The sequence below is a fragment of the Brevibacterium sp. S22 genome (genome assembly GCF_004745485.1).
In the GTDB taxonomy this organism is placed as follows: domain Bacteria; phylum Actinomycetota; class Actinomycetes; order Actinomycetales; family Brevibacteriaceae; genus Brevibacterium.
Genome location: NZ_RHFG01000017.1, coordinates 42,471 through 69,267, shown reverse-complemented (window position 1 = coordinate 69,267; position 26,797 = coordinate 42,471). Strand labels below are relative to the sequence as shown.

Here is a 26,797-nt window from a genome sequence, read left to right as displayed (position 1 = left end):
CAACTCACCAGTAACAGTCAGAATCCTGCTACTCTGCCTTATCAGAACTGCCGCGATTCGGCTTGTGCTCGCGGCACTGTCCAGCATCTGTTCGTTCGTCCACAGAGAAGTCTCGAGGAAACTCATGAGTCAACCTGATACCCAGACGGTCACCGGCGATCGAGGGCACGGCTTCGTCCGGGCACTCGGCACGGTCGACGCACTCTTCATCGGCTTCGGTGCCATGATCGGCTTCGGCTGGGTCGTGCTCACCGGAGAATGGCTCAATGGGGCGGGCACGCTAGGGGCCATCATCGCCTTCGCCGTCGGTGGAATCATCATGTGCTTCGTCGGCACCGTGTATTCGGAGATGGTCGCGGCGATGCCGCATGCCGGCGGCGAGCACAACTACCTCATCAGGGCGATGGGCCCGCGAGTGTCCCTGTTCGGTTCATGGGCGATCACCGGCGGCTACATCAGCGTCGTCATGTTCGAAGCGGTCTCGGTGCCGAAGACCGCCGTCTACCTGTTCCCGAACCTCGAGCAGATCAAGCTCTGGAATGTCGCCGGCTTCGACGTCTACCTCACTTGGGCTCTCGTCGGCACGATCACTGCGATCGTCATCGCCTGGGTCAACATCCGCGGCGTCAAGATCGCATCCATGGTCCAGACCTTCGTGGTGTGGTTCCTCATCATCGTCGGCCTCATGCTGCTGACCGGCGGATTCGTCGGCGGCGACCTCGAGAACACCGAACCTCTGTTCACCGGCGGCGGGGCCGGTTTCATCGGCGTCATGGCCGTCGTCCCGTTCCTCTTCGTCGGCTTCGACGTCATCCCCCAATCCGCCGAGGAGGTCAAACTTCCTCCGGCGAAGATCGGCAAGCTCGTCGTGCTCTCGGTCATCATGGCCATCATCTTCTACATCATCATCATCGGCACCACCTCGATGGCGATGCCGGCCGATCAGCTGGGCACCCACGACCTCGTCACCGCAGACGCGCTGTCGATCATGTTCGACTCGGCCATCTGGGGCAAGATCGTCATCGCCGGCGGGCTCGCCGGAATCATCACCTCGTGGAACGCATTCCTCATGGGCTCCTCCCGGCTGATGTGGGCGATGGCGGCGGCAGGCATGATCCCGAAGTGGTTCGGCAAGCTGCACCCGAAGTACCGCACCCCGTCGAATGCCATCATCTTCATCGGCATCCTCTCGGCGATCGCACCGTTCTTCGGCACCGCGGCGCTGGGCTGGATCGTCGATGCCGGCTCGCCGGCCATCGTCATCGCCTACTTCCTCGTCAGCGTCGGCTTCCTCGTCCTGCGCAAGCGCGAACCGAACATGGAACGCCCCCTGCGCGTCGGCGGTCAGCGCGGCGGCGGAGTGATCATCGGCGTGATCTCTTCCGTGCTCACGCTCATCCTGTTCATCCTCTACATCCCGATCACGCCGGTCTCGGCTCAGCTGGCCTGGCAGTCGTGGGTCGGGTTCGCAGTCTGGCTGCTCGTCGGCATCTGGTTCATGTTCAGGCTGCCCACCGGCATCAAGGCCGGCCCGAACGCCGAGGTCGAGCTCCTCGCGAAGGTGAAGTCACTGCGCAAGAAGTGATCGGCGGCCGCGCGGGATGCGGGGCCGGCGCGGGATGCGGGGCCGGCGCGTGCCGGGCATCCCTCACCGTTGGCCGCGCTCCTCACCGCTAGGGACTCATCACCCCTTTGCAACAGGGTGATGAGGCGCTGACGGTGAGGGATTCCTTGGTGCCTGTAGGAGAAGTCACTGCGGATGCACAATGGTGGTTACGGTGCGGGATGCTCCCACGCGCAGCACCGAAGAACCGCGGCAAAAGAGAGCCGACGGTAGGATTCGGCGCTGACGGTGCCTGATGCCCGTCCGCCGCGAGGAGGATTCGGCGCCGACGGTGCCTGATGCCGACGCTCTGCAGAGGCAGTTACGGCCAGCCCCACATGCGCACAGACATACGAACGCGGCCGCCGGCTTTGCGCAACGGCGACCGCGCTCGGTCCTGGGGCGAAAGGCGCTCGGTCCCGGGAGTGCCAGAACCCGCCTCACACGGCGGCGTCGAGGCCCTTTGTCTTCAGACGCTCACGCTGGTTGGGGTTCACGCTCGGACGGAACGGCATCTCGACGACCTCGGCGCGGACCGGGACTCCCGGAGTATCCGCGAACGGCTCCGGCAGATGCACCCAGAACTCGGTGCCCAATGCCGTCGATTCGACCGGCACATGAGCCATGGCGATGTTCGCCTCGAGCTCCGGCGAGTACCACGGGGAGGTCACGTAGCCCACGGCCTCACCGTCGGCGCTGGCAGACACGAGCCAGAAGTCCGGCGCATAGTCCGTGATCGGCTTGCCGCCGACCAGCAGACCCACCAGCTGCGTCCGATACGGCGGGGTCCCGGCTTCGATGAGTCCGCGGACCTCCTCGAGCCGGGTCTTTCCGATATAGTCGGCCTCCTTCTTCCGCGGCACCTGGTAGGACAGGTTGACCTGGAACGGGAGCGTCTCGAAGTCCATGTCCTGGCCCCACGAGAGGATGCCGGCGGCGATCCTGCGGAGGTGGCTGGGGGCGACGACCCTGAGGTTGTACGGCTCGCCGGCTGCCAGGACGGCGTTCCACATATCCTCGGCGTACTTCGTCGCATCCTTGAGGTAGATCTCGTAGCCCTTCTCGCCGGTGAATCCGGTCTGGGAGATGATGACGTCGCGGCCGCCGACCTGAGCCTCCATGAGCCCGAAACTCGGCAGTGTGCGTCCTTCCTCTCCGACGAGGTCGACGATGACATCGACGGACTTCGGCCCCTGGACCTGCACAGGCGCGACGTCGATCTCCTGGATCGTGACGTCGAACCTGCCGCCGACATTGACCCCCTGCAGCCAGAGCATGAGGTCGGTGTCGGAGAGGCTGAACCAGAACTCGTCGATGCCGACCCGCAGCAGGATCGGATCGTTGAGGATACCGCCGGCTTCGTTGCACAGGATGACATAGCGGGCACGCATGACCGGGATCTTCGTCGCGTCACGGGTGATGACGAAGTTGACGAACGCCTCGGCATCGGGACCCTTGACCTGGATCTGCCGTTCGACGGCGACGTTCCACAGGGTCACATCGTTGACGAGGGGCTGATATTCGGCCATCATCCCGCCCTCGTCGCGGGGGATGTAGCCACGCGGGTGGTACATCCGGTTGTAGATCGACGCCCGCCAGCATCCCTGCTGCATGGACAGTTCCCAATAAGGGGACTTGCGGACGCGGGTGTCGATGAGCATTTCCACCGGAGTGGGGCCGGACTGACGTAGGTTGATCGGGACTTCTCTGTCGCTTTGGTCCACTGTCGGGACGTTGTTGTCCATGGTGTTCCCCCTGCTTGCACAGTTCTATATTATGGAACTCAATTCCCATATCATGGGTATAATGAGTGTAAGATCGAAGACACCGGGACGCAAGGGACTCGCACCCCGAGTTTCATGAATCGACCTCCGAGAAGGAGACGAGGATGTCACAGTCAACGCTGCGCAGGCTTTTGAGCACCGCCCGCTACGAGGTTCTGCCCACAGCCGGAATCGTCGAACGCATCGAGGAGTACGTGGCACCCGGCCGCGAGATCACGGTGACCGCGTCGACGGGGCTGACCCTCGAGGCGACCCTGTCCACGGCCGAGCAGCTCCAGGCTTTGGGCTTCCGCGCCGTACCCCATCTCGCGGCACGGATGATCCACGGCAGACCCGAGCTCACGGAGATCGTCGATCGCCTCGCCGAGGCGGCTGTGGACCGAGTCTTCGTCCCCGCGGGGGACGCCACGCCCCCTGCCGGCGGGTACGTCGGCGCGCACGACCTCCTCGTCGATCTCTCTTCCATGGCCGCACCGTTCCGACACATCGGCGTCAGCGCCTACCCGGAATCACACCCGATCATCCCTGATGACGTGACCGTCCAAGCGATGTGGGACAAACGCGACTACGCCACGCACCTGGTGTCGAACCTCTGCTTCGATCCGACCATCGTCGCATCCTGGGTGGCACGGGTGCGGTCACGCGGCATCGAACTGCCGCTCGTCCTCGGCATCTCCGGCAAGGTGGAGCTGGCGAAACTCGCCCGAGTCGCGACGAAGATCGGGGTAGGCGAGTCCACACGGTTCCTGCGCAAGAACACGACGACGTTCACACGGATGGCCAAGCCCGGCGGCTACAATCCGCGCAAGTTCCTCGACAAGATCACCCCGGTCCTCGACGACCCGGCCATGGGTGTCGCCGGCCTGCACATCTATACGTTCAACCAGATCAAGGACACCGAGCTCTGGCGCCGCAAGCAGCTCGCGGCGCTCGGCGGCGCCGAAGAGGTCACGACTGCCTGGTGAGAGGCGCCGAGGCAGCCGATCCGACCATCAGATGTCACACATCGCGATCCCGATCCGACACACAGAGTGACGGGCAGAAGACTCGCCCGCCGCGAACGCATCAAGCGAAAGGGATCCCATGACACGCATCAGCCTCGACCAGATGAACACGAAGGCCTACGCTTCGGTCGCCCATATGGACTCATACTGCAGACGGGCACTCGGCACCGAACTCTACGACTTCGTGAAGCTGCGCGCCTCCATCGTCAACGGATGCGGATACTGCGTCGACATGCACTCAAGCGATCTCATCGCCAACGGAGTCTCGTCGCGCAAGGTCGTCAATGTCGCCGCCTGGCAGCATGCCGGACCGATCTTCGACGACCGCGAGCGCAGCGTCTTCGCCCTCACCGACGCGGTGACCCGGATCGGTCCGGATTCCGTGACCGATGAGATCTGGGAGGCGGCTGCGCGTCATTTCACGCCCGAGGAGCTCGGTGACCTGCTGCTCGGAATCGCAACGATCAACGTGTGGAACCGTCTGGCGATCAGCACCGAGACCACACCACCGGCAGAGGCGGAGTCCGCTGCATCGCCTGTGTCCGACGAACAGCCGTGAAGCGAGACAGTTGAGGCTCGAGCGTGGTCTACATTGGTGCATGTGAACGCCCCTGACACCGAATCGCCGGCGACCCGCGCCTGGGAGGCCCATCGCGGCCGTCTCTTCGGTATCGCCTATCGCATGCTCGGGGATGTCGGGCTGGCCGAAGACATCGTCTCCGAGGTCGGAATCGCTGCGGTCGTCCAGGAGCGGAAGCCCGCCGACGATCACTCCGATGACGCCTGCGAGTCGAGTGAGCCTTCGCATGGCACCGGCAGGAGCACTGTGCGTTCCTGGCCCGGGTGGATGACGACGGTCTGTGTTCGCCGGTCGATCGACCAGGCGCGGCACCTCGACAGCATCAGAGAGGAGTACCCCGGCTCGTGGCTGCCTGAGCCGGTTGCGACCGAGGCGCTTCCCGACGAGGCCCTGGCAAACAGGGAGCTGCTGTCGGTGACCTTGCTGCATCTGGCCGAGCAGCTCACTCCCGAAGCCAGAGCCGCCGTGGTCCTCGCTCGCGCGTTCGACGTCCCCACGGGCGAGATCTCGTTGATCTTGGACAAGTCTGCCGCCGCTGTCCGGCAGATGATCTCCCGAGCCGAACGGCGACTCGACCTCGGCGGACACGTATCGCGCTCCGGCAACCGGCAGGTGATCGACCGCCTCGTCGATGCGATCCGCTCTGGTGATCAGAGCACAGCACTGCGCCTGCTGCTGGCAGACGATGCCATCTTCTGGAGCGACGGCGGAGGTCAGGTCCCGGCAACCCGCAACCCGCTCTTCGGCATCGATCGGATCATTCGCTTCTTCGCCGCCGTATTCGATTCGAGCGACCCCAGCAGCCAGCAGGTTTCCGGAATCATCGACGTCAACGGCGAAGCAGCCATCGGAATCGCCAAGGACGGGGCAGTGCGAGTGCTTGCCGTCGAGGTCGACGACACCGGTCTCGTGACAGGTCTGCGACAAGTGAACAACCCGTTCAAACTGGAACGAGTGCGCACCGGCCGTCTGCGGTGACCACGGATGCCCGGCCGTCTCTGTGCTTTGGTGACGTTCCGAGCGCTGGCCGACCGGCCGTCCGCTTACCGCCGGCGGACCGCTCGCCTCCCGGTGACCATCCGCCCGCCTCCTGGCGGGTGAGCGTCCGTCCGCCTCCTGGTGGCCGACCGTCCGTCTACCGGTGGGTGACCTTGCGTTTGAGGGTGCGCGAGAGCAGGCCCGCCTCATCGGCCAGCAGCGCACCGAGGCGGTCGTGGTGTTCGGCGATGCGCATCGTCGGTCCGGAGATTCCTACAGCCGCAACGACATCGCCGTCGATGCCGAATACCGGTGCGGCCAGCGCGTCGAGGCCGATCTCGAACTCTTCGTGCACGATGGCGAATCCGCGTTCGCGCACCCTGGCGAGGTCATCGGTGAGTTCCCTGCGTGAGCCCAGGGTCTTATCGGTGCGACGTTCGAGCCGACCGGTCGGCAGCGGAATCACGTCATGGGCGAACATGACCTTGCCCAGAGCAGAGCAGTGCGGCGGAACCTCGACATCGGCCCAGTTCGTGGCGCCGAGGACGAAGGTCGAATCGACCTGAGCGACCTGCACGACGCCCTTGGGTCCCGGCATCGCGAGGTTGACCGTCTCGCCGGTCTCCTCGCTCAGGCGCTGCAGGGTCGGGTCGGCTGCGGAGACGAGATTCTCCACCCGGTCGAAGCGGGACGCATAGGTCGCGAACAGCGATCCGCCGCGGTAGAGGCCGTCGCCGTCGCGTTCGACCAGGCCGTTTCGCTCGAGAGCGGAGAGCAGGCGCGAGACCGTCGATCGGGCCAATGCGGTCTCTTCGACCACCTCGGTGTAGGAGATCGGGGCGTCTGATCTGACGACCAGCGACAGTATTTCGGCCGCCCGGTCGATCGACTGGGTCCCATTGCTCATCGTGCTCAGCTCCGTCGGGGAAAGGGCGCCGGTGGCATCGAGGTCCACCGACCGCACTCACCCTACCCCACGCTCTCAGCCTCTGGTCGGGTTGCGAGGTGTGAGTTACAGTTTCGAAATGAGCAACAGTGAAGCGGGCTCGGGCAGCGTCCAATCCGTGGATCGGGCCGTGACGATCCTTGAGATCATCGCCCGCACGGGGCTCGCCGGGATCACCGAGATCGCCGGTGAACTCGGGGTGCACAAATCGACGGCTTCGCGCATCGTCTCCACTCTCGAAGCTCGCGGCCTCGTCGAACAGGACCACCATCGCGGCAGGTACCGGCTCGGCCTGGCCATCCTCCGCCTCGCCGGAGCGACCACGGCACGTCTCGACATCGTCCAGGAGGCCCGACCGATCGCCAAGATGCTCGCCGAGGCGACCGGTGAGACGATCAACGTCGCCGTCCTCTCCGACGGCGCCGCCCTCTACCTCGACCAGGCGGCGTCGACCGCCTCGGTGCAGAGCCACAACTGGGTCGGTCAGCGCATTCCGCTGCATGCGACCTCCAACGGCAAGGTCCTGCTCTCCGGCCTGAGCGACACGAGCATCCGTGAGACCTTGGGCGCAGAACCGACCCGCTACACCCCGCACACCGTGACGTCGATTCCGCAGCTGCTGACCCAGATCGCCGAGGTCGCCGCCACCGGGTCCTCGCTCGTCATCGATGAGCTCGAGGTCGGGCTCACCGCGGTGTCCGCTCCCGTGCGCAACGCCCACAGCGATGTCATCGCATCGATCTCGGCATCGGGACCGAGCTTCCGCTTCACCGCGGACAAGGTCACCTCGGCCAGAGAGCTGCTCATTCAGGCTGCCGCCGATATCTCCGCCCGCCTCGGCTGGCGCGAACACTGAAGGACTTCGGTCGCCCCGTGGGCTGAACCAGCCCGCGCGTCGCTGCCGCTCAACCACGCGATGACGGCGCGGAAGAACCTCTTGACACACCCTCCTCGGCGGAGGACGATCATGGTACGCAGTTCCACATAGCGCGCAACGTTGCATAATTCGCAACTATGCCGGTGAAGGTGAAGATGCCTTCAGAGAGGAGCCTGCTCATGGCTTCCGTCCCCGCCCAAGCCAGCGTCGTCGTCGTCGGAGCCGGCATCGTGGGCAACAGCCTCGTCCATCACCTCGCCGAACTCGGATGGACCGACATCGTCCAGGTCGACAAGGGTCCGCTGCCGAATCCGGGTGGCTCGACCGGCCACGCCTCGAACTTCATCTTCCCCGTGGACCATTCGCGTGAGATCGCCGACCTCACCCTCGACAGCATGCGCCAGTACAAGGAGCTCGGCGTCTTCACCGAGTCCGGCGGCTTCGAAGTCGCCCGCACCGAAGAGCGCATGGAGGAGCTGCGGAGGCGTATGGCATCCGCCCGCGCCTGGGGCATCGAATCCTCCCTCGTCTCCCCGGCTGAGGTCGCCGAGAAGGTGCCGTTCCTCGATCCCGAGGTCATTATCGGGGCCCTCTGGACCCCGACAGTCGGGGTCGTCGATTCGGTGCGGGCGGGCACGATGATGCGCGAGTCCGCAGAAGCGAAGGGAGCGCTCACGGTCTCGCCCAACACCGAGGTGACCGGAATCGATGTCGATCACGGTCAGGTCGTACGCGTGCACACCACGAAAGGTGAGATCGCGACGAACCGGATCCTCATCGCCTGCGGAGTCTGGTCTCCGCGCATCGCGGCGATGGCCGGGGCGGCGATTCCGCTGACGCCGGCGGTCCATCAGATGATCAGCGTCGGACCGGTCCCGCAGCTGGCCGCACGTCCCGGCGAGATCTCGTTTCCGATCGTGCGGGACATGGATACCTTCTGCTATGAACGTCAGCACGGCTCCGATATGGAGATCGGTTCGTATGCGCACCGGCCGATTCTCCACGACCCCGACGAGATCCCCTCGATCGAGGCCGCGAAGCTCTCCCCTACGGAGATGCCGTTCACGGACGAGGACTTCGATCCGCAGCTCGAACAGGCCGTCGAACTCATGCCCGAAGTGCTGTCGAACCCGGACGTCGAGATCCGCTACGCCATCAACGGCCTGCTCTCCCTGACCCCGGACGGGCCACCCATCCTCGGCGAATCACCGCAGGTGGCAGGCCTGTGGTCGGCAGCAGCCGTATGGGTCAAGGAAGGCCCCGGCGTCGGACGGGCGGTGGCCGAATGGATGACGAACGGGTTGCCCGAGATCGACGTCCAAGGTGCGGACATCGCTCGTTTCCACGCCCATCAGCGCACCCGTGCCCATGTCAGGGCCCGGACCTCTGAAGCCTTCAACAAAACCTACGGAATCGTCCACCCGTCCGAGCAGTGGAGCTCCGATCGCGATGTGCGCCGCTCACCGATGTGGCAGCGTGAGGCGGAGCTTGGAGCGGTGTTCTTCGAAGCCGGCGGGTGGGAGCGCCCGCAGTGGTATGAGTCGAATGCCGGTCTGGTCGAGGAGTTCGGTGACGCCGTCATGGACCGCAGCGCCGAATGGGACTCCCGTTGGTGGTCCCCGATCATCAACGCCGAGCACCTCGCGCTGCGGCAGCGCGCCGGACTCGTCGATCTCTCCAGCTTCGTCATCTTCGACGTGTTCGGACCCGCGGCCCTCGACGCGGTCCAGGCCATCGCTCTGGCGCAGATGGATGTGGCCATCGGCCGCGTCGTCTACACTCCGATCCTCGATGAGCGCGGCGGATTCCGCTCGGACCTGACGATCATGCGTCTGGACCACGACCGGTTCCGTGTCGTCACCGGTGCCGCCCACGGAATGGTCGACGTGAAATGGTTCGCCGATCGGCTGCCCGATACGGGCGCGCAGATCGCCGACCTCACGAGCTCGTGGACGACGATCGGCCTGTGGGGACCGCGAGCCCGCGACATCCTCGGCGAGCTCACCAGTGCCGATGTCTCCCATGAGGGGTTCAAGTTCGGAACGGCCCGGACGATCGAAATCGGTTCGCTCGAGGTCCTCGCCTCTCGGATCTCCTATGTCGGCGATCTCGGCTGGGAGCTCTACGTGCCGATGGAATCCGGCCTGAGGCTCTGGGATGTGCTCTTCGAGGCCGGTCAGGACCACGGGCTGATCCCCGTCGGCCTCGGCGTCTACAGCACGACCGGTCGGATCGAAAAGGGCTACCGGGCGTTCGGGGCAGAGCTCGATTCCGAACGCACCGTCGTCGAGGTCGGGATGAGCCGTCCGAAGGTGAAGGCTCAGGATTTCATCGGCAGAGCCGCGCACCTGCGCCACCGTGAGGAAGAGCCGAAGACGGTGCTGTGTTCGCTCACGGTCGATGACCACACCTCGGCGAGCGGGGAGAGACGGTACATGCTCGGCGGGGAACCCATCGTGGCAGCGAGCGGTGAGCCTCTGGTCGACGGGCACGGACGCCATGCTTATGTCACCTCGGCGGGGTCGGCTCCGAGCCTGGGCAAGCATGTGCTCATGGCGTTCCTCCCACCTGCCGAGGCGGTGCTCGGCAACCGATTGCAGGTCGTGTACATGGAGGAGTTCTTTCCCGTCACGGTGGCGTCGATCGATTCGACACCGCTGTTCGATCCCGACAACGAGTGCATCAGGAGGCAGCCGTGAACGTGCTCGTGTGCATCAAACGCATCCCCGATATCGCCGGGGCCGTCACCCTCGACGGCACCGGGACCGGGATCGACGAATCCGGGCTCGGCCACGCGATGTCCTCACATGAGGAATGCGCGGTCGAGATCGCGATCCAGACCGCGGCCGCGACCGGTGGGACGGTCACGGTGCTCACGGTCGGTCCCGCCGAGGCGGTCGAGCAGCTGAGGGCGGCCGTGGCCGTGGGCGCGAACGACGGAATCCTCGTCGAGGCCGCCGCCCCGTCCGTCTTCGGCCCTGAGGACATTGCGCAGGTCATCGGTGATGTCGTTCGCGATCGCGCCGAGGCGGGGCAGACCTTCGATCTCGTCCTCACCGGTGACGATGCCGCCGACACCGGGGATTTCCAGGTCGGGATCCGGCTGGCATACGACCTCGGATACCCCGTGCTCACGAACATTCAGACGATCACCGTTGCTGATGGTGACAACAGCTCGGGCACGGACCCAGGAGGCGGCGAGCGCAGCTCGGGCAGCATCGAAGCCCGCGGGATCGGCCCGGACGGCACCGAGATCTTCGCACTCGACCTGCCTGCCGTCATCGCCGTCCACGAGGGAGGAGTCGACCCGCGCTATCCCTCGATCACCGGGCGGATGAAGGCGAAGAAGGCGGCGATCGTCGAGTACGACGCCCCCGAACCCGGGACGGGCAATCCCCGGATCCGACTCGAACTGCCGGAAGTGAAAGCGAGTTCGGTGACCATCCTCGGCGAGGGCCCGGAGGCGGCCCCCGCCCTGGTCGATGTGCTCGAAGAGATCGGAGTGATCCGGCCATGACTCACGTCTTCGTCGAAACGGACGCGGCAGGCAAGGTGACTCTCACCTCCGCCGAGGCCGTCACCTTCGCCCGCACCCACCCCAATTTGCTACCTGACGGCGGCTCAGCAACCCCGCGCGGGGTTGCTGAGCCGCCGTCAGGTAGCACGGAGGGGGTGGTGATCGGGCCGCTCAGCGATTCCGCCGTGGCCGAGCTGGGGCGGCTCGGGGTGAGCGTCATCCATCATCTCGAACATCCGGACCTCGAGGCCTATTCGGCTCCGGCCTGGGCACAGGCGATCGTCGACATCACCCCGGAGTCCGGGATGCTGCTGGCCTCCGGCACCCCGCGCGGCATGGAGCTCATGGCCCACGCCGCGGTCCGCGCGGGCGCCCGCATGGCCGCCAACGTCATCGCCTGCGACGAGGAGGGTCTGCTGCGGCAGGTCCACGGCGGCACCGCGTTCGAGCGGCTCCGCCTCGACGGCGACCTGCACGTGCTCACCATCGCCGGTCACGCCTGCACCCCGGAAGAGACCACCCCGATCGACCCGGAGGTCTATGACTACGACCTCACCGTCGCCGAGGCGGACCTGGCCACCCGAGTCCAGCGCACCGAGGTCGAGGCCGCCGATGACGCATCCGGACTGACCTCGGCAAGGGCCGTGGTCGGGGCCGGTCGCGGCGTCGGTTCGGAAAACGGGTTCTCCGAAGCCCTCGATCTCGTCGACCACCTCGGCGGGGCCTTGGGCGTCTCCCGCGTGGTCACCGGCCTCGGCTGGCGACCGCACGCCGAGCAGGTCGGCCAGACCGGCAGTCGCATCTCCCCCGACGTCTACATCGCCTGCGGCATCTCCGGAGCGATCCAGCACATGGCGGGGATCGAGGGGGCGAAGACGCTCGTGGCGATCAACACCGACGAGGAGTCCACGATGGTCCAACGTGCCGACTATGCGATCATCGGCGACCTCCACGAGGTGGTCGGAGCCGTGAACGAGGAGATCGTCCGCCGCCGCGGCTGAGTCTCCTTGCCATGGGAGCAATTTCCGTGACCGTCCGCAAACTGGTTAACTATGGAACGATCGTTCAGACTTTGTTCCCTATCAGCTTCCGGAGGCAGTCATGGCCACGTTCGAACTCTCACCCGAAGTGCGCTGGTCGGACCAGGACCTGCTCGGCCACGTCAACAACGCAAAGATGATCACACTCATCGAGGAATGCCGCGTGCGCTGGATGCATGAGATCCGCGCCGGTCACATCACCGGCGGCGGGCTGCTCGTCGCCCGTCAGACCATCGACTATCTCGTTCCCGTCATGTACGGCCCCGAACTGAAGATGACCGTGACGGTGAAGAAGCTCGGCAATTCCTCGTTCACCGTCAACACTCGTGGTGACCAGGACGGACGTCAGGTCTTCGACCACGACTGCGTGCTCGTGCACATCGATCGCGAGGCCGCGAAGCCCACCCCACTCCCTCCCGAGCTGCGAGAACTCTTCGAGCCCTACCTGCAGAGCTGAGTCCCGAACGCGTCGGTCAGCACAGAGCCAGCACAGAGACTGGGTTCACAGACCGCCGTCTTGGGTGGGCGAAATGGTCACGAAAACCCGCGATGGGGCGTGACCATTTTGCCCACCCAGCGTGACCATTTCGACCACCCAAGCACCGCGAGAATAGTCAGACGTCCGCGCAGGGATGGCCGATTCGTTCAAGCCGGCGCCGCGTCCGTCCGCCTAGTCTGAAGTCATGAAACTCGACGCGATCTCCATCATCACTTCAGATATGCCCGCCGCCGTCACCTTCTACACCGCGCTCGGCCTCGAGCTCGCCGACGGCGGCCCGGACGCCCCGCACACCGAGTTCACCTCCGGTTCCCTGCGGATTCTCCTCGACACCGAGGCGGTCATGCTCAGCATCGATCCCGAATGGTCCTGGCCGACCGGCGGACACAAGATGTCCTTGGCCTTCGACTGCGCCACCGCCGAGGCGGTCGATGCGACATTCGCCCAGCTCACCGGCCGTGGCGATGAGGGCACAGATCCCGTGGCCGGAATCGTCCACGAACCCTGGGACGCGTTCTGGGGCCAGCGCTATGCCGTGGTCTCCGATCCCGACGGCAACAAGGTCGACCTCTTCGCTGCCCTCCGCTGAGGCCTTTCGCCGCCCTCAACTGAGGCCGTCCGCCTCCTCAGCAGGTGAGCGAATGCTCATCCCATCGCCGGTGAGCGACCGTCGACTCCGTTGCCGATGAGCGAGGCCACATCCCATCTGCGGTGACCGAGAGCATCATGACCCGATGAGTGAGCGCTCGTCGCGACGCAGGTGAGCGGCGTCGGCATACCCGACCTCAGCCGCAGCCGCCGTGCGCGACCGGCCCGAATCGATGAGGTCTCGCGCGGCCTGCCAACGCAGGATCTTCGCGAGATGTTTGGGGCCGTAGCCGAACCATTCCGCGCTCAACCGGCGCAGCTGCCGGGTCGAATATCCGAAGTCGGCGGCCGCCTCGGCGACGCTCTGCGACGGCGTGCCCGTCCCTGCGCCGAGCCGGTCGCCCAACCACACGCCTGACCGCACGTCCAGGCGCTCGGCCAAGGCCATCGGCCGCGGATCGAGTGATGCCCGGTCCGACAGACCACAGGCCGCGTCGAGCAGGGCGCGAGCAGCTCCCGTCACCGAGGCGGCTGCGTCCCCATCCGTGCTCCGGATCCCGCCCTCATCTGCACCCCGGATTCCTCCCTCGCCCGTGCCCCGCACCTCGAATTTCGTGCGTCTGAGCACCGCGTCAAGGGGCGTCACCCGGTCGGCCAGTTCTCCCGCCGAGGTGGTCAGCAGCTGCGGAAGCACGCCGGAGTCGAAGCGCAGGCCCACGGTCGGGGCGGCCGAACCGTGAAACATCCGGGCCGTGGAATCGGCACCGGCGATGACGATCTGTCCATTGAGGACGATGAGGTCCATGCACCCGTCGGGAACGATGAGCGAAGACGATCCGGCCGCCTCGGCGAGGTCATCCGCCTTGTCAGGAGCCGAGATCCACAGACACGCCCGCAGACGCGGGATGTGGGTCTGTCGATACATGGACTCGGCCTCTTGACGCTCTCGGCGGTAAACTCGGCTGTGTTCATCGGGTGCGGGCGGCGCGATCTGTCCCCAGAATAACGCGTGGACGGCTCGTTCGGGCCGAACGCCAGAGCTCACGGGAAGGAATGATGGCTGCAGCATCCGCGGCGCCGGCATCGGCGCGCAGGCAGGCTCGCCACGTCACTGTCTTCCTCGATGTCGACGGCGTCCTCAACTCCTATCCCGTGCCTAAGCTTCGCGGCATGGCAGAGGGGCGGAAGAAGCTGCATGCGTGGCACTACGAGCTCCACTACCGGCCCGCCGTCGTCGAATTCTTCGACCGCATCGTCGAGACCCATGAGGTCGACGTCGTGTGGCTGTCGACCTGGTCGCAGCGGTGCAAGTCCGAACTCGAACCGAAGTTCGGTCTGCGCAATTCGTTCGATGTCATCGAGATGCCGGATACGACCCACAATCGCTTCGCCCACGATCCGCAGCAGTGGTGGAAGGCGCGCGCGATGGAGGACTGGCTGTCCACGCACGAGCATGGGCGCGCAATCTGGATCGACGACGACCTGGCCTGGCCTGCCACCCGCGAGTACTTCCTCAGGCGCTACTCGCCGAACCGCCTCAAACTCATCGCCCCCGACTTCTCCCACGGCCTGACGAAGGCTCATCTCAAGGAGATCCGGGAATTCGCCTACCCGAAGACCGGCGATTCAATGACCGACGATTCGACGACATCCGACCCGAAGGGGACTTCATGACGCGCATCGGCCTGCTCGATTCCGGACTCGGACTCCTCGGAACCGCCGACGCGCTGTTCAATCTCGCCCCCGACGCGGATCTCGTCCTCGCCATGGACCCGGACTTCAGCCCCTACGGCAATTTGAGCGCCGAGACCCTTGAGGCTCGCGCCCTGCATTCGGCCGGGGTGCTCGCCGCATGGGAGCCCGACGCCATCGTCATCGCCTGCAACACCGCCTCTGTGCAGGCGCTCGAAGCCGTGCGCGCCCGCTACGAGCCGGCCATTCCCGTCATCGGCGTCGTTCCGGCGGTGAAGATGGCCGCCGGCACCGGCCAGGACTTCGCGATCTGGGCGACACCGGCGACCACGGGAAGCGAGTATCAGCAGAACCTCATCGACTCCTTCGCCGCCGATCTGCACGTGTCCAAGGTCGCCTGCCCGGGGTTGGCCGAGGCCATCAACGCGGCCGATCTGGAGAAGATCGATACCGCCATCGAGGATGCCTTCACCCAGATGGGGCCCGGGATGGAGACCGTGGTGCTCGGCTGCACTCACTACGGACTCGTCGCCGATCGGATCATGGCCGCCCGTGCCGGAGCCCTCACCGTCTTCGATTCCCCCATGCCGGTTGCCAAACAGACCCTGCGCCGCATCGGCCTCGAACCCGCCGGAGTGGACGATGATCAGCCAGGCACCGGACGGGTGCTCGCGACCTTCGCCTCCGGCAGACGACTCAGCCTCCCCGAATCGCTGGCCGCCTACCCGGCGGGCAAGCGGCTGCTGGCCAGAGAGGCAGAGACCTCCTGAGCCAGACTCAGCCGGGTGCAGCGAGCCCGGAGCACCTCGGGCGCGCCACCTGCGCATTGCCTCTGACCCGTGTCTTTCCCCGTCACACAGGCGTAGAATGGGCTGGACAGTCAATCGTCAAAGGAGGCGATTCGACATGTTGGCGCTCAGTATCCTCGCCGCACTTGTCGCACTCGGAGCAATCACGCTGGGAAACAGCCTGAAGATCGTCAGACAGTATGAGCGCGGGGTGGTCTTCCGCCTCGGCAGAGTCAATTCCGAGCCGAAGTCCCCAGGGATGACAGCGATCATCCCGTTCGTCGACAAGATCGAGAAGGTCAACCTTCAGATCGTGACGATGCCGATCCCCGCTCAGGAAGGCATCACTCGCGACAACGTCACCGTCCGAGTCGACGCCGTCATCTATTTCAAGGTCATCGATCCGCGCAAAGCCATCGTCGACGTCGAGGACTACCAGCTCGCCGTCGGCCAAGTTGCGCAGACCTCGCTGCGTTCCATCATCGGCCAGAGCGAGCTCGATGACCTGCTCACCAATCGCGAACGCCTCAACCAGGGCTTGGCGATCATGATCGACAACCCCGCCGTCGACTGGGGCATTCACATCGACCGCGTCGAGATCAAGGACGTGGCCCTGCCCGAGACGATGAAACGCTCGATGTCGCGCCAGGCCGAGGCCGAACGTGAACGTCGGTCCCGCGTCATCATCGCCGATGGTGAGCTGCAGGCGTCGAACAAGCTCGCCCAAGCATCCGAGGCCATGGCCGACACCCCGTCCGCCCTGCAGCTGCGCCTTCTCCAGACCATCGTCGAGGTGGCCGCGGAACGGAACTCGACCCTGGTCCTGCCGTTCCCTGTCGAGCTGCTGCGCTTCCTCGAGAACAACACCCCGACCGCTCCTCCCACCGCCGAGGAGGGTGCGCGGTCCACGACGGACACCCCCACCGAGGCGGCCGATCGGTCCGCTGCGGACGCAGCGGCAAGCGTTCCGGCCGACCTCGACGCCATCGTCCAGGCGATGTCCGAATCGCTCAAACTCACCGGGCTCATGCCCGAACAGGAGCGCGTCACCTCGGACATGCCCGAACAGGAGCGGACCACCTCGGATTCGGCTGAACAGGTCAACTCAGCCGAACAGGAGGAGCACCTCGGGCATGCCTGAACCACTGCGCCCCGGTCGTCCACCGGTCCCGCATCGATGTCCTCAGCGTCTGTCCAAACCGGAGGACTAGGCTGAAGGCATGGACCTCAAGCGCACTGGAAGAACAGTCATCGTCAACGGCGTCATCGCCCTCGTGATGGGTGCGTTGATGATGGTCTGGCCAGGCACCTCCGCCGAGGTGGTTGTGCGGATCTTCGCCTGCTGGCTCGCCGTCATCGCCATCTCCTCTCTCGTATTCGCACCGCGAGGAGGCCGCACCGGCAGCATGGTCACACGCGCGGTGCTGCTCATCCTCCTCGGTGTGCTCATCTTCCTCACCCCGATGCTGTTCGCATCCATGGTCACAGTCCTCACCGGATTCGCGATCATCTTCTTCAGCTTCCTGTCCCTCACCGTGTCCCTCTTCATCCGCCGCATGGAGGTCCGGTCCTGGTGGGTGCTCACCGTCATCGGCGTCATCGGCATCATCCTCGGCGCTTTCTTCCTCTTCGCCCCGGCCGCCGGAGTGACGGCGCTGATCTTCACCCTCGCCGGGTTCATCGTCCTCGTCGGCATCGCCCTCATCGCCCTCGGCCGTCGCCTGCGCAGGGCCGACCGGCAGATGAAGTCCGATCCGCACCGCAACCGTCCCGATGACGGCGGCGGCGATGTCATCAGCGGCGAGATCATCGACTGAGTCAGACCGCCTCGGCGAACTCTTGCCACCGGTGGAGCCCGGATCCGCAGATGCGCGGATCCGGGCTCTTTCGTGCACCCGATTCCGGCCGAAGTGGTCATTGTCACAACATGACTTTCTGCTTAGAAAGCCCCGTCCACTTCGTTTCGCGAGAACGCGCCTATATAGCATCTGACCTGGAACATTGCGTGAACGGAAGGCAAAAGGCACCGAGTGTGCATGCGCATTTCGCGGATCACGGAATCGGAGTTAACTCTCCATTCACCTTTCCCGTAACCTGGCGGCCATTCGGTCCGAGAATCATGGAAGCAGACACAGCCTCATCGACAGATTCTCGCTAGGAGTACGAATGACCCAGGCTCTGGCACCGGAGCGCCACACTCCGCCGCCTACCGTCGGCCGCAGCAACGACCGTCTCTGGCATCTGGCCTTCGGCGCCCTGCTGGCGATCACCCTCATCGCCTTCACCCTGTGGTCCTTCGACTTCGTCGGCCGGGACGCGCCCCGCATGGTGCTCATCACCACGGTGCTCTTCGGTGCCTTCATGGCCTTCAACATCGGCGGCAACGATGTCGCCAACGCCTTCGGCACCTCCGTCGGCGCCGGCACCCTGACGATGAAGCAGGCCCTGCTCATCGCCGCGGTCTTCGAGGTCAGCGGTGCACTGCTCGCCGGCGGGGACGTCACCGACACGGTCAAGAGCGGAATCGTCGACCTCAGCGGGGTGGCGATCAACCCGATGGACTTCGCGTACATCATGATGGCGGCTCTGCTCGGTGCGTCGGTCTGGCTGCTCCTGGCGACCCGGATGGGCTGGCCGGTGTCGACGACGCACGCGATCATCGGCGGCATCATCGGCGCCTCCCTGACGATCGGCTTCGTCACCGGCACCGGCGGATTCTCCATGGTGCAGTGGTCCGAGGTCGGCCAGATCGCGATCTCCTGGGTGGTCTCACCGGCCCTCGGCGGCCTCGCCGCATTCCTCACCTACGGACTGATCAAGAAATACGTCCTCGGCAAGGCACTGTCGCACACACTGAAGCCCCACATGCTCAGCCCGGTCTCCCCGGCAGAGGGCTCCGTCGACGCACAGATCGACACCGCCACCGAGGAGGCCCCCACCGACAACGGATCGGTCGGCACCCATTCGGCACTGCAGCGCTGGGTTCCGCTCATCGCGGCCGCGGGGGCGGTCATCATCACCGCGATGCTGCTGTTCAAGGGGCTGAAGAACCTCGACGTCAGCGTGAGCGTCTTCGGCGGCATCCTCATCATGGCGATGATCGGCACCGCCGTGTGGCTGGCCGTCTTCGTCTTCGCAAGGACCCTGCGCAAGCAGACCGTTCCCCGCGCCACCTACGTCATCTTCTCGTGGATGCAGGTGTTCACCGCCTCTGCTTTCGCCTTCAGCCACGGCTCCAACGACATCGCGAACGCCGTCGGCCCCTTCGCCGCCGTCCTCGATGTGCTTCGCACCGACAGCATCAACGGCGAAGCGACCGTTCCGTTCGCCGCCTTGCTCACCTGCGGTATCGCCCTCGTCGCCGGGCTGTGGTTCATCGGGCGCAAGGTCATCTCCACCGTCGGAACGAAACTCACCGAGATCCACCCGGCCTCCGGATTCGCCGCGGAACTCGCTGCCGCGGGGATCGTCATGGCCGCCTCGGTGAGTGGGCTGCCTGTGTCGTCGACGCACATCCTCATCGGCGCGATCATCGGTGTCGGGCTGGTCAACCGATCGGCGAACTGGAAGCTCATGAAGCCGATCGCGCTGGCTTGGATCATCACCCTTCCGGCCGCCGCGGCCATCGGTTCGATCGGCGTCATCACCTTGCGCACCATTATGGGATGACCCACTGACACGAACGCTCCCGAAGCGTTGGCCGGATCCGTTCGCGGCATCCGCCCGAACGGATCCGAACTCCCGCCCCGCCGCCTTCCAGTCGAAGTCGGCGGGGTATTTTTCATCTGCCTCTGGTCACGGCAGGATCCGCTGTGCTACCTTGTTCGGCATGGGAACATTGAACAGCAGCGCAATGACTGCGCCTTGCTTCTACATTCGTCACCGCAGCGCCTGACGGCGCGCTCGGCGAATCTTTCTGAGATCGGCTGACCGACGACGGTCACCCTGATCACTTCCGCAAGCGCGTTGTCCTCCCGGAGAGCCATCGGCATCCGGGCGATGCGACAATCGGCTGATCTTCTTCCATTCCACTGACCACCTCGATCACAACGGTCGACCAGGTCATCGCGAATCGGTCTGCATCACCATCATTGCGCTGCCTCGGGTGCCTCCATCTTCTTTTTGGAGCACATCCCATTGCTACACCAATCGCCACGTAACCGTTCGACACCCACGCGTTCGACATCGCCGCGTTCGACTTCACGGTCGATGCACGGCGGAGGCCACGAACTCGGTCAGAACTTCCTCCGCTCACACACCACCATCACAACGATTGCGAGCCTGGCTCGTTCCACCTCCGGACCGATCATGGAGATCGGCCCCGGCGATGGGGCAGTCACCGCCGAGCTCTACCGGCTCGGGCGAGAGCTCACACTCGTCGAACTCGACGAAACGAGGTTGGATCACCTTGAAGACACGTACCCGCGGGCCGAGGTCCGGCACGCCGACGTCCTGACCACCCGGCTCGACCGGCCGGTCATCGTCGGCAATCTGCCGTTCCATCTCACGACGCCCATCCTCCGCAAGCTGCTGCGCTCCGGACGCTGGCAGCAGGCGATCCTCCTCACTCAATGGGAGGTCGCTCGCAAACGCGCAGGAGTCGGCGGGTCGACCATGATGACCGCCCAGTGGGCCCCATGGTTCGACTTCCGCCTCATCACCCGCGTCCCCGCAGACGCGTTCACCCCGAAACCCAGCGTCGATGGCGGAATCCTCACCATCGATCGCTGCCCCACCGGATCGATCCCAGCCGGTGTTCGATCCGATTATCAACAGTTCGTCCGGTCGGTCTTCACCGGCCGCGGGCGAGGAATGAAAGGAATCCTCTCGAAGATGAGCATCACCGATCACCGCACGCTGCAATCGACCATGGACCGCAACGACATCAGAGGAGACACCTTGCCCAAGGACCTCACCCCCGACCAGTGGACCGGACTGTTCACCGAGCTGGCCGCCGAGCCCAGCCGGAAGAACGCCGGCGGCCAGCAGAAATCCGCGAAGACCGCGCAGAAGCCGAAGAATGCGAAGAAGGGAAAGACCATGCGAAACGACAAAGGACCCAAAAGGAACCCCATCACCGAGGCGGCCCCGGAGAAGCCGTTGATCACCGGAGAGCTGCCCATCGTCGGCGCCACACCGGCAGCCGAGAAGCTGCAGGCCTCCATTCCGGGTGCCGATCCGAAGGCGAAGAGCCATGACAAGGGCCACCTGCAGGCCGAACGCGGTTTCATGAACCAGCACCAGAAACCGCAGCAGCCCCAGCCGAGGTGGAACCTGCCGCGGAGGTGAGAGTCCAGTGCCTCGGCCCGACGTTTCCCCGTCGGGCCGGGGCTCTGACGGGCCGCCTCAACTGAAGAGGGGACCATCGAGTTTCGCACCTGTGTCGACTGCGACGAAACGGCCGAGGGCCACGACCTCCGCTTCTGGTCATCGGTCGCCGATGCCAGTGAAGAAGGACTTATCCAGCCTCCGCCTCGGGTGAAAACAGAACAGCTGCAATCCGGTTGGGCACAGACGGAAACGTTCCGGAAAGCTCGTCAGCATTCGAGCAGCTGACCGGATCTGTTCGGTGGCCGTACCCAATCAAGTCCTGCGCACAGCCAGACTTTCTCACCAGCAGTGACGAACGCGACATTCTCTCGATTGCCAATCAATCTCATTTGCAGTCTAATTGTCAGTAGATTGCCGATTCTGGAGATAGGAAGAATTCGGAAACCGAATTCTTCACCGCACGAGAAAGCCCGAAGTCGAGTGTCATTCCCACCTACAAATAACTACGAACTTCCGATTCCCGAACGACCGCAGTTCAGCCCGAGCTATTATCCGCCTGCTAAACAAGCGGGATCCAAACGGCATCTCTGGTTCGGACTTGGAGGGCTTGGTATTGGAGTCGTGCTCGGCGCTGGAGCAGTCGGCGGGATCATCGGCGTCAACGCCGCCTTTGACGAAAGTCAAGAGTCAGCGAAAGCAGACCTCATTGCGCAAGCTTATGCGACTTGTTCTCTGGACAGTGCCGACGGAGCTACGTTGAGCTCAGACGAACTGAGCATCACTATCAGCGGGGCTGGAGAGTATTACGGTCCGGAGATCTCAGACGTCTATTGCATCGGTGAGAACCTTGGAATGCCAGATTCCGTAACGTCGCGAATGGGTCAAACGCGCGCGCTCGATGGAACCCAGTCCGCAGAATGGGATGCTTTTTCAGTCTCTTGGAATTATCACCCGGATGACGGCCTCGGCGCAGTATTCGAATACTCACCACCTGCAAACTGATGCCCCCTGCAGACTGATGGATTAACGCGCCGGACTCTCCGTCAGTCCACGCTGTTGTGTCAGCCCCTCCGGCTACACTGAAATCACGTTCGCGAGTTGTGGCCATCGGTACCTGGCCGGCCACACGGCAACCCGTCATCGACCGGGTGCCCCAGGGGAAGAACGGGCCCGCGCCGACCGCTCGGGCAAGCTTCGATCCGGGACGATGCGCCCGAGAAGGACGGTCCGCCATGCCTGCAGACTTCCATGACAGTTTCCCGCCCGACGACTCGGCCGCTCACGCCGACCGTCATGGGGTACCTCATTCCAATGGAGCAGCCGATCGCCGCGACGCCGAGAACCGCCGCAGGGCGGCTGAACAGTGGCCGGGTTTCGAACCCGAGGAGGCGCTGCGCTGGGCGAAGGTCCTGCTCCACCACTCCCCCGACCCACAGCGGGCCGGCATCAAAGCTCAGATGAGTTCGGCGATCGCCCGCGGCATTCCGATTGCCGGGCCCGATTGGGTGAGCACCGCCGACTCCGCCCGCGCAGACGGCTTCAACCCGGTGCTCTACACAGCACTGTTCGAGAGTCTGCGCACCATTCCGAAAACGGCATTCCGATCCCACCCGGGACACCGACAGGCGACATTCACAACCTATCTGCCCGGCACACCGTATGAATCCGAGCTGTGGAGCGACTGGCCGAAGCTCTTCCTCACCGAAGGCTTCGAGGCCCGAACGGCAACGACCCTGGCACTGCTGCGCGCCGAACCGAAGTTCCCACGGCCGCACAACGACGACCAAGGGTAGAGTCCTTCGGCTCAGCGAGTGGGCCGACCCCGTCAGCTCGCCGAGGATCAGCCCGTCGCCGCGGCCATGCGCAGATACACGGCCGCGGCGAGCGCGGAAGCGATCGTCTCCCGCTTCCCTCCGATCTCCACGATGACCTCCTCATCGGTACGGTCGATGACGTCGAGCGCGACATCGGGAAGCACACCCGCCTCGGCGAGCATGCCCAAGACCTGCGGATCGGCGTCGGAGACCCTCAACACCGCATAGGACCCGGCCGCCGCCTCGGCGAGCAGCGTCGGGGTATGGGAATCGACGGCACCATCAGCACCCGGAATGGGATCGCCGTGCGGATCGGACGTCGGGTGGCCGAGGAATGCGTCGATACGGTCGATGAGCCGATCGGAGGCGGCGTGTTCGAGGATCTCGGCCTCGTCGTGGACTTCGTCCCAGCCGTAGCCGAGCGACTCGACGAGGAACGTTTCGATGAGCCGATGTCTGCGCACCATCGACAGGGCGATCGCCTTGCCCTGGTCGGTGAGCACCGGCGGGCGGTAGGGCACCCGAGTGATGAGGTCGAGCTCGTCGAGACGTTTGAGGACCTCGGACACGTTGGCCTTCGTCGTTCCGAATCGGTTCGCAAGCTCGGTGGCCGTCATCGGGTCCCCGCCCCATTCCTGGGCCGACCAGATGGCCTTGAGGTAGTCCTGGCTGACCTCGGAGACTTCACCTGCACGCATGCCTTCAGTATCCCATGGACGAACCGACACAGATGTTGCGAAACGATTACCTCCGACCCGGCCCGGCACCGAGGCGGCCCTGCCAGAATCACAGTCATGACCTCCCATTCCCTCCCCTCCGATCCGGTTCCCCCAGCCGACGCCGACCGACCGGAGTCGCTCCGCCCCGAGAGCCCCGACGGCTCCTCGCCCGCAGACGCGTGGTCCCCGCTCCGCGCGATCCGCCGCTGGGTTCGAACCCGCAGGACGGCATCAGCAACCCGTCGAATGCCGAGCAGCCCACGGATGCGAGCAGCGTCGACCAACGCGGTCGGCCTGTTCCGCCCCGGTGAGATCGAGTACGAACGGCTGCGGAGTCTGCCGCCCTTCGACACGGATCTGCTCATCCTCACCGACCTGCGGATCATGCGGGTGCGCACCGATACTCGGGGCTCCGTCACCCAGCTTTCGCAGGCGTCCCTGCGGCAGATCGGAGCTGTTCGCGCAGAAGATCTCCGTGGACGCGCGACCGTCACCGTGGAGCTGCAGGTCGGAGCGTCGATGCGGCTCGAGGAGACCACCCCCGCCGAGGCTCAGCGTTTCGTCGACACCGTCACCGAGGTGGCCGCCCGCTCCCGAACATGACCCCGCGAATCCCGACCTGACTTCACCCACTCCCCGCCTGACCTGGACGCCCCCGCGGCTTAGTCAACTTCCTGAAAAGAGGGGGTGTTGAATTTGTGAGAAACCTCCACCCGTAGAATAGATCGGGCCCATTTTCGGGCCCTGTCCCTTTTTGTCTACCGGAGGTCAATGCGTGCAGGATCCGAACGAAGAGACGTTGAAGCGCCCAGTCGTCGAACGCGAACGATTCGGCGGAACCGACCGGGCCACGAGAATCAGCAGGGACGTCGACCCCGAGAAGCGCGCTCCGATCGACAGCACAGAGATGAGCAAGGGCCCGGAGGAGCTCTCCGACGAACGCGGCTCCCGGGTCAACTGGCGAGTCTTCATCGTCGCCTCCCTCATCATCCTCGCGTTCTCCGTGTGGGCGATGATGATGCCCGACTCGGCTCAGTCGACGATGAAGACTGTCGTGGACTGGATTGCAGAGAACCTCGGCTGGTTCTATGTCGTCACCGTCACCGTCGTCATCGGCTTCGTCCTCTGGGTGGCGCTGTCCAAGGAAGGCAGCGTCAGGCTCGGCCCCGACCACTCTCGTCCGCAGTACAACCTCTTCACCTGGGTCGCCATGCTCTTCGCCGCGGGCGTGGGCATCGACATGCTCTTCTACTCGGTAACCGGACCGATCACCCAGTACCTCGAACCGGTCAACGCCACAGCCGAATCGGCCGCCGCCGCACAGGACGCCGTGGTGTGGACGATGTTCCACTACGGCATCGCCGGCTGGTCGATGTACTCGCTGCTGGGCATGGCCATGGGCTACTTCGCCTACCGGTGGGGCATGCCCCTGTCGATCCGTGCGGTCCTCTACCCGCTGCTGGGCAAGCGCGTGCGCGGAGCCACCGGTGATGTCATCGACATCTTCGCCCTCGTCGGCACCGTCTTCGGTGTGGCCACCTCGATGGGCATCGGCGTCGTCCTGCTCAACGTCGGGTTCGCCACTCTCTTCGGTCTCGAAACCGGACTGGCCCTGCAGATCGCGCTCGTCATCGTGGCCGTCGTCATGACTGTGGCCGCCTGCACCTCCGGCGTGGACAAGGGCATACGCCTCGTCTCCGAGCTCAACCTCTGGTCGTGTGCGGCGATGATGCTCTACATCCTCGTCACCGGCAAGACCGCCTTCCTGCTCAACGCCATGGTCGAGAACATCGGCCGCTTCATCTTCACCCTGCCCGAACGGACGCTGTCGACGTTCGCCTATGTCGACGGCGGATCCGAATGGATGGGCGGCTGGACCCTCTTCTTCTGGGCCTTCTGGCTCGCCTGGGGTCCCTTCGTCGGTCTGTTCCTCGCCCGCATCTCCCGCGGACGCACCCTGCGTGAGTTCGTCATCGCCGCGATCACCGCACCCGTCATCTGCGACTTCATCATCGTCACGATCTTCGGCAACTCGGCCCTGTCCGAGGTGTTCAACGGCAATGACGAGTTCGCGAAGACGGCCATCGCCTCCCCGGAACAGGGCTGGTACGACCTGCTCGAGATGTTCCCGGGAGCGACGTTCCTCATCGGCCTGGCCACTCTGTCCGGACTGCTCTTCTACCTCACAAGTGCGAACTCCGGCGCCATGGTGATGTCGAACTTCTCCTCCTCGATTCCGAATCCGGAAGAGGACGGAGCGAAGTGGCTGCGCATCTTCTGGGCCCTGGTCACGGCAGTGCTCACAATCGCCATGCTCGTCGCCGGCGGCGTAACCACGATGGAGTACGCGACGCTGATCTTCGCCCTGCCGGTGACGATCATCTCCTACCTCGTCATGGCCTCGTTCTCGAAGGTGCTGCGCATGGAGCGCGCCGAACGCGAGGGCCGTATCCGTCGTCGCCGCGCCACTGCCGCCCACGGCGGACGCGCTCCGGAGAAGACCTGGCGTCAGCGCCTGGCGACCCTGCGGTCCTACCCGACGAAGAAATCCGTCGAACGCTTCGTCGCCGAGGTGGTCGGACCGTCCCTGGAGGCCGTGGCCAACGAGTTCCGCGAACTCGGCTACACCGTCGAGCACCTCCAGACCATGGACGAGGACACCGGCATCACGACGAACACGCTCAATGTCGACATGGGCGAGCAGCGCGACTTCCACTATGAAGCCGCGGCCGTCGAAGCGAATGTGCCGTCGTTCGGTGCCCGCAATGCCCCGCGCGGCGACGACAAGTACCTGCGCATCGAGGTCTTCACCCAGACCGGTTCGGAAGGCTACGACCTCATGGGCTTGAGCTCGCAGCAGATCATCGATGACGTGCTCGACCGGTACGAGAACCACCTGTCGTTCCTCGCCTATTCGCACGAGCACTCCTACCAGTCGGTCGTCACCCCTCCCACACCGCCGACCACGGATTCGATTCCGGCGGTGCCCAAGGATGCCGACGACGTCGAAGAGCTCGAAGCGCCGAAGCACTGAACCATTCCCCACGCCGAGGCGCCCGTGCCCACCCGTGCACAGCCGCCTCGGTGACGGGGTGAG

General features: G+C 64.9%; 24 protein-coding genes, 1 pseudogene and 1 riboswitch. Of the genes and pseudogenes, 21 read left to right on the top strand and 4 right to left on the bottom strand.

Annotated elements, in window-relative coordinates:
• The first annotated feature begins 124 nt into the window (after positions 1–124).
• Entirely contained in the window at positions 125–1,585 is a 1,461-nt protein-coding gene (locus EB835_RS13940; RefSeq protein ID WP_135810063.1) for an APC family permease, read from the top strand.
• A gap of 458 nt (positions 1,586–2,043) precedes the next feature.
• Here the strand turns inward: EB835_RS13940 and EB835_RS13935 are convergent, their stop codons facing one another.
• Entirely contained in the window at positions 2,044–3,348 is a 1,305-nt protein-coding gene (locus tag EB835_RS13935; RefSeq protein ID WP_135810062.1) for a glycine cleavage T C-terminal barrel domain-containing protein, read from the bottom strand.
• A 143-nt stretch (positions 3,349–3,491) separates the two neighbouring features.
• Here EB835_RS13935 and EB835_RS13930 point away from each other — a divergent pair, with 143 nt between their 5' ends.
• The 3 genes from EB835_RS13930 (at position 3,492) to EB835_RS13920 (ending at position 5,949) form a co-directional block, all read left to right on the top strand.
• Positions 3,492–4,352, top strand: coding sequence for a methylenetetrahydrofolate reductase (locus EB835_RS13930; protein ID WP_135810061.1), 861 nt, complete (start codon positions 3,492–3,494; stop codon positions 4,350–4,352).
• A gap of 118 nt (positions 4,353–4,470) precedes the next feature.
• Positions 4,471–4,950, top strand: coding sequence for a carboxymuconolactone decarboxylase family protein (locus EB835_RS13925; protein ID WP_135810060.1), 480 nt, complete (start codon positions 4,471–4,473; stop codon positions 4,948–4,950).
• A 42-nt stretch (positions 4,951–4,992) separates the two neighbouring features.
• Positions 4,993–5,949 (top strand): sigma factor-like helix-turn-helix DNA-binding protein, encoded by a 957-nt coding sequence (locus EB835_RS13920; protein WP_240688749.1) that lies wholly within the window; start codon positions 4,993–4,995, stop codon positions 5,947–5,949.
• Between the two features lie 157 nt (positions 5,950–6,106).
• Here the strand turns inward: EB835_RS13920 and EB835_RS13915 are convergent, their stop codons facing one another.
• Entirely contained in the window at positions 6,107–6,856 is a 750-nt protein-coding gene (locus EB835_RS13915) for an IclR family transcriptional regulator (protein ID WP_135810059.1), read from the bottom strand.
• 118 nt (positions 6,857–6,974) lie between these two features.
• On the opposite strand from EB835_RS13915, the gene EB835_RS13910 reads away from it, so the two are divergent.
• The 6 genes from EB835_RS13910 to EB835_RS13885 all read left to right on the top strand — a co-directional run bounded on the left by EB835_RS13910 (position 6,975) and on the right by EB835_RS13885 (position 13,417).
• Positions 6,975–7,751 (top strand): IclR family transcriptional regulator, encoded by a 777-nt coding sequence (locus tag EB835_RS13910; RefSeq protein WP_135810058.1) that lies wholly within the window; start codon positions 6,975–6,977, stop codon positions 7,749–7,751.
• A 200-nt stretch (positions 7,752–7,951) separates the two neighbouring features.
• Positions 7,952–10,471 (top strand): GcvT family protein, encoded by a 2,520-nt coding sequence (locus EB835_RS13905; RefSeq protein WP_135810057.1) that lies wholly within the window; start codon positions 7,952–7,954, stop codon positions 10,469–10,471.
• Positions 10,468–11,289, top strand: a complete 822-nt coding sequence (locus EB835_RS13900) for an electron transfer flavoprotein subunit beta/FixA family protein (protein WP_135810056.1) — start codon at positions 10,468–10,470, stop codon at positions 11,287–11,289. The genes EB835_RS13905 and EB835_RS13900 overlap by 4 nt, the downstream gene beginning before the upstream one ends.
• Positions 11,286–12,290, top strand: a complete 1,005-nt coding sequence (locus tag EB835_RS13895; RefSeq protein ID WP_135810055.1) for an electron transfer flavoprotein subunit alpha/FixB family protein — start codon at positions 11,286–11,288, stop codon at positions 12,288–12,290. Before EB835_RS13900 ends, EB835_RS13895 begins: the two co-directional genes overlap by 4 nt.
• A gap of 100 nt (positions 12,291–12,390) precedes the next feature.
• A complete protein-coding gene (locus EB835_RS13890) occupies positions 12,391–12,786 on the top strand; it encodes an acyl-CoA thioesterase (protein ID WP_135810054.1) in 396 nt (131 codons plus the stop codon).
• A 226-nt stretch (positions 12,787–13,012) separates the two neighbouring features.
• Positions 13,013–13,417 carry a VOC family protein gene (locus EB835_RS13885; RefSeq protein WP_135810053.1) on the top strand — a complete coding sequence of 135 codons (405 nt, stop codon included), beginning with the start codon at positions 13,013–13,015 and terminating at the stop codon, positions 13,415–13,417.
• A 135-nt stretch (positions 13,418–13,552) separates the two neighbouring features.
• On the opposite strand, the gene EB835_RS13880 is transcribed toward EB835_RS13885, so the two are convergent.
• On the bottom strand, positions 13,553–14,341 hold the full coding sequence (locus EB835_RS13880; protein ID WP_168216739.1) for a helix-turn-helix domain-containing protein: 789 nt from the start codon (positions 14,339–14,341) through the stop codon (positions 13,553–13,555).
• A gap of 131 nt (positions 14,342–14,472) precedes the next feature.
• Here EB835_RS13880 and EB835_RS13875 point away from each other — a divergent pair, with 131 nt between their 5' ends.
• The 9 genes and pseudogenes from EB835_RS13875 (at position 14,473) to EB835_RS13840 (ending at position 22,960) form a co-directional block, all read left to right on the top strand.
• On the top strand, positions 14,473–15,090 hold the full coding sequence (locus EB835_RS13875; protein ID WP_135810051.1) for an HAD domain-containing protein: 618 nt from the start codon (positions 14,473–14,475) through the stop codon (positions 15,088–15,090).
• Positions 15,087–15,878 carry a glutamate racemase gene (locus tag EB835_RS13870; RefSeq protein ID WP_135810050.1) on the top strand — a complete coding sequence of 264 codons (792 nt, stop codon included), beginning with the start codon at positions 15,087–15,089 and terminating at the stop codon, positions 15,876–15,878. Before EB835_RS13875 ends, EB835_RS13870 begins: the two co-directional genes overlap by 4 nt.
• 136 nt (positions 15,879–16,014) lie before the next feature.
• Entirely contained in the window at positions 16,015–17,037 is a 1,023-nt protein-coding gene (locus EB835_RS13865) for a slipin family protein (protein ID WP_135810049.1), read from the top strand.
• Between the two features lie 79 nt (positions 17,038–17,116).
• Complete coding sequence (locus tag EB835_RS13860; protein WP_135810048.1) at positions 17,117–17,713, top strand: HdeD family acid-resistance protein; 597 nt, start codon at positions 17,117–17,119, stop codon at positions 17,711–17,713.
• Positions 17,714–18,062: 349 nt separating this feature from the next.
• Positions 18,063–19,565: an inorganic phosphate transporter gene (locus EB835_RS13855; RefSeq protein ID WP_135810047.1), complete on the top strand. Its 1,503-nt coding sequence runs from the start codon at positions 18,063–18,065 to the stop codon at positions 19,563–19,565.
• A 540-nt stretch (positions 19,566–20,105) separates the two neighbouring features.
• Positions 20,106–20,928, top strand: a pseudogene (gene erm, locus EB835_RS13850) (23S ribosomal RNA methyltransferase Erm); the annotation flags it as partial.
• 68 nt (positions 20,929–20,996) lie between these two features.
• On the top strand, positions 20,997–21,185 hold the full coding sequence (locus tag EB835_RS20455; protein ID WP_205749941.1) for a hypothetical protein: 189 nt from the start codon (positions 20,997–20,999) through the stop codon (positions 21,183–21,185).
• A 393-nt stretch (positions 21,186–21,578) separates the two neighbouring features.
• Positions 21,579–22,169, top strand: a complete 591-nt coding sequence (locus tag EB835_RS13845; protein WP_135810045.1) for a hypothetical protein — start codon at positions 21,579–21,581, stop codon at positions 22,167–22,169.
• Between the two features lie 87 nt (positions 22,170–22,256).
• Positions 22,257–22,367: riboswitch (SAM riboswitch) on the top strand.
• A gap of 32 nt (positions 22,368–22,399) precedes the next feature.
• A complete protein-coding gene (locus EB835_RS13840) occupies positions 22,400–22,960 on the top strand; it encodes a hypothetical protein (protein WP_135810044.1) in 561 nt (186 codons plus the stop codon).
• 47 nt (positions 22,961–23,007) lie between these two features.
• Here EB835_RS13840 and EB835_RS13835 read toward each other — a convergent pair whose 3' ends face one another.
• A complete protein-coding gene (locus tag EB835_RS13835; RefSeq protein ID WP_135810043.1) occupies positions 23,008–23,679 on the bottom strand; it encodes a metal-dependent transcriptional regulator in 672 nt (223 codons plus the stop codon).
• Between the two features lie 96 nt (positions 23,680–23,775).
• Here EB835_RS13835 and EB835_RS13830 point away from each other — a divergent pair, with 96 nt between their 5' ends.
• Positions 23,776–24,303 carry a hypothetical protein gene (locus EB835_RS13830; protein ID WP_135810042.1) on the top strand — a complete coding sequence of 176 codons (528 nt, stop codon included), beginning with the start codon at positions 23,776–23,778 and terminating at the stop codon, positions 24,301–24,303.
• Between the two features lie 172 nt (positions 24,304–24,475).
• A complete protein-coding gene (gene betT / locus EB835_RS13825) occupies positions 24,476–26,734 on the top strand; it encodes a choline BCCT transporter BetT (protein WP_135810041.1) in 2,259 nt (752 codons plus the stop codon).
• Positions 26,735–26,797 lie beyond the last annotated feature (63 nt).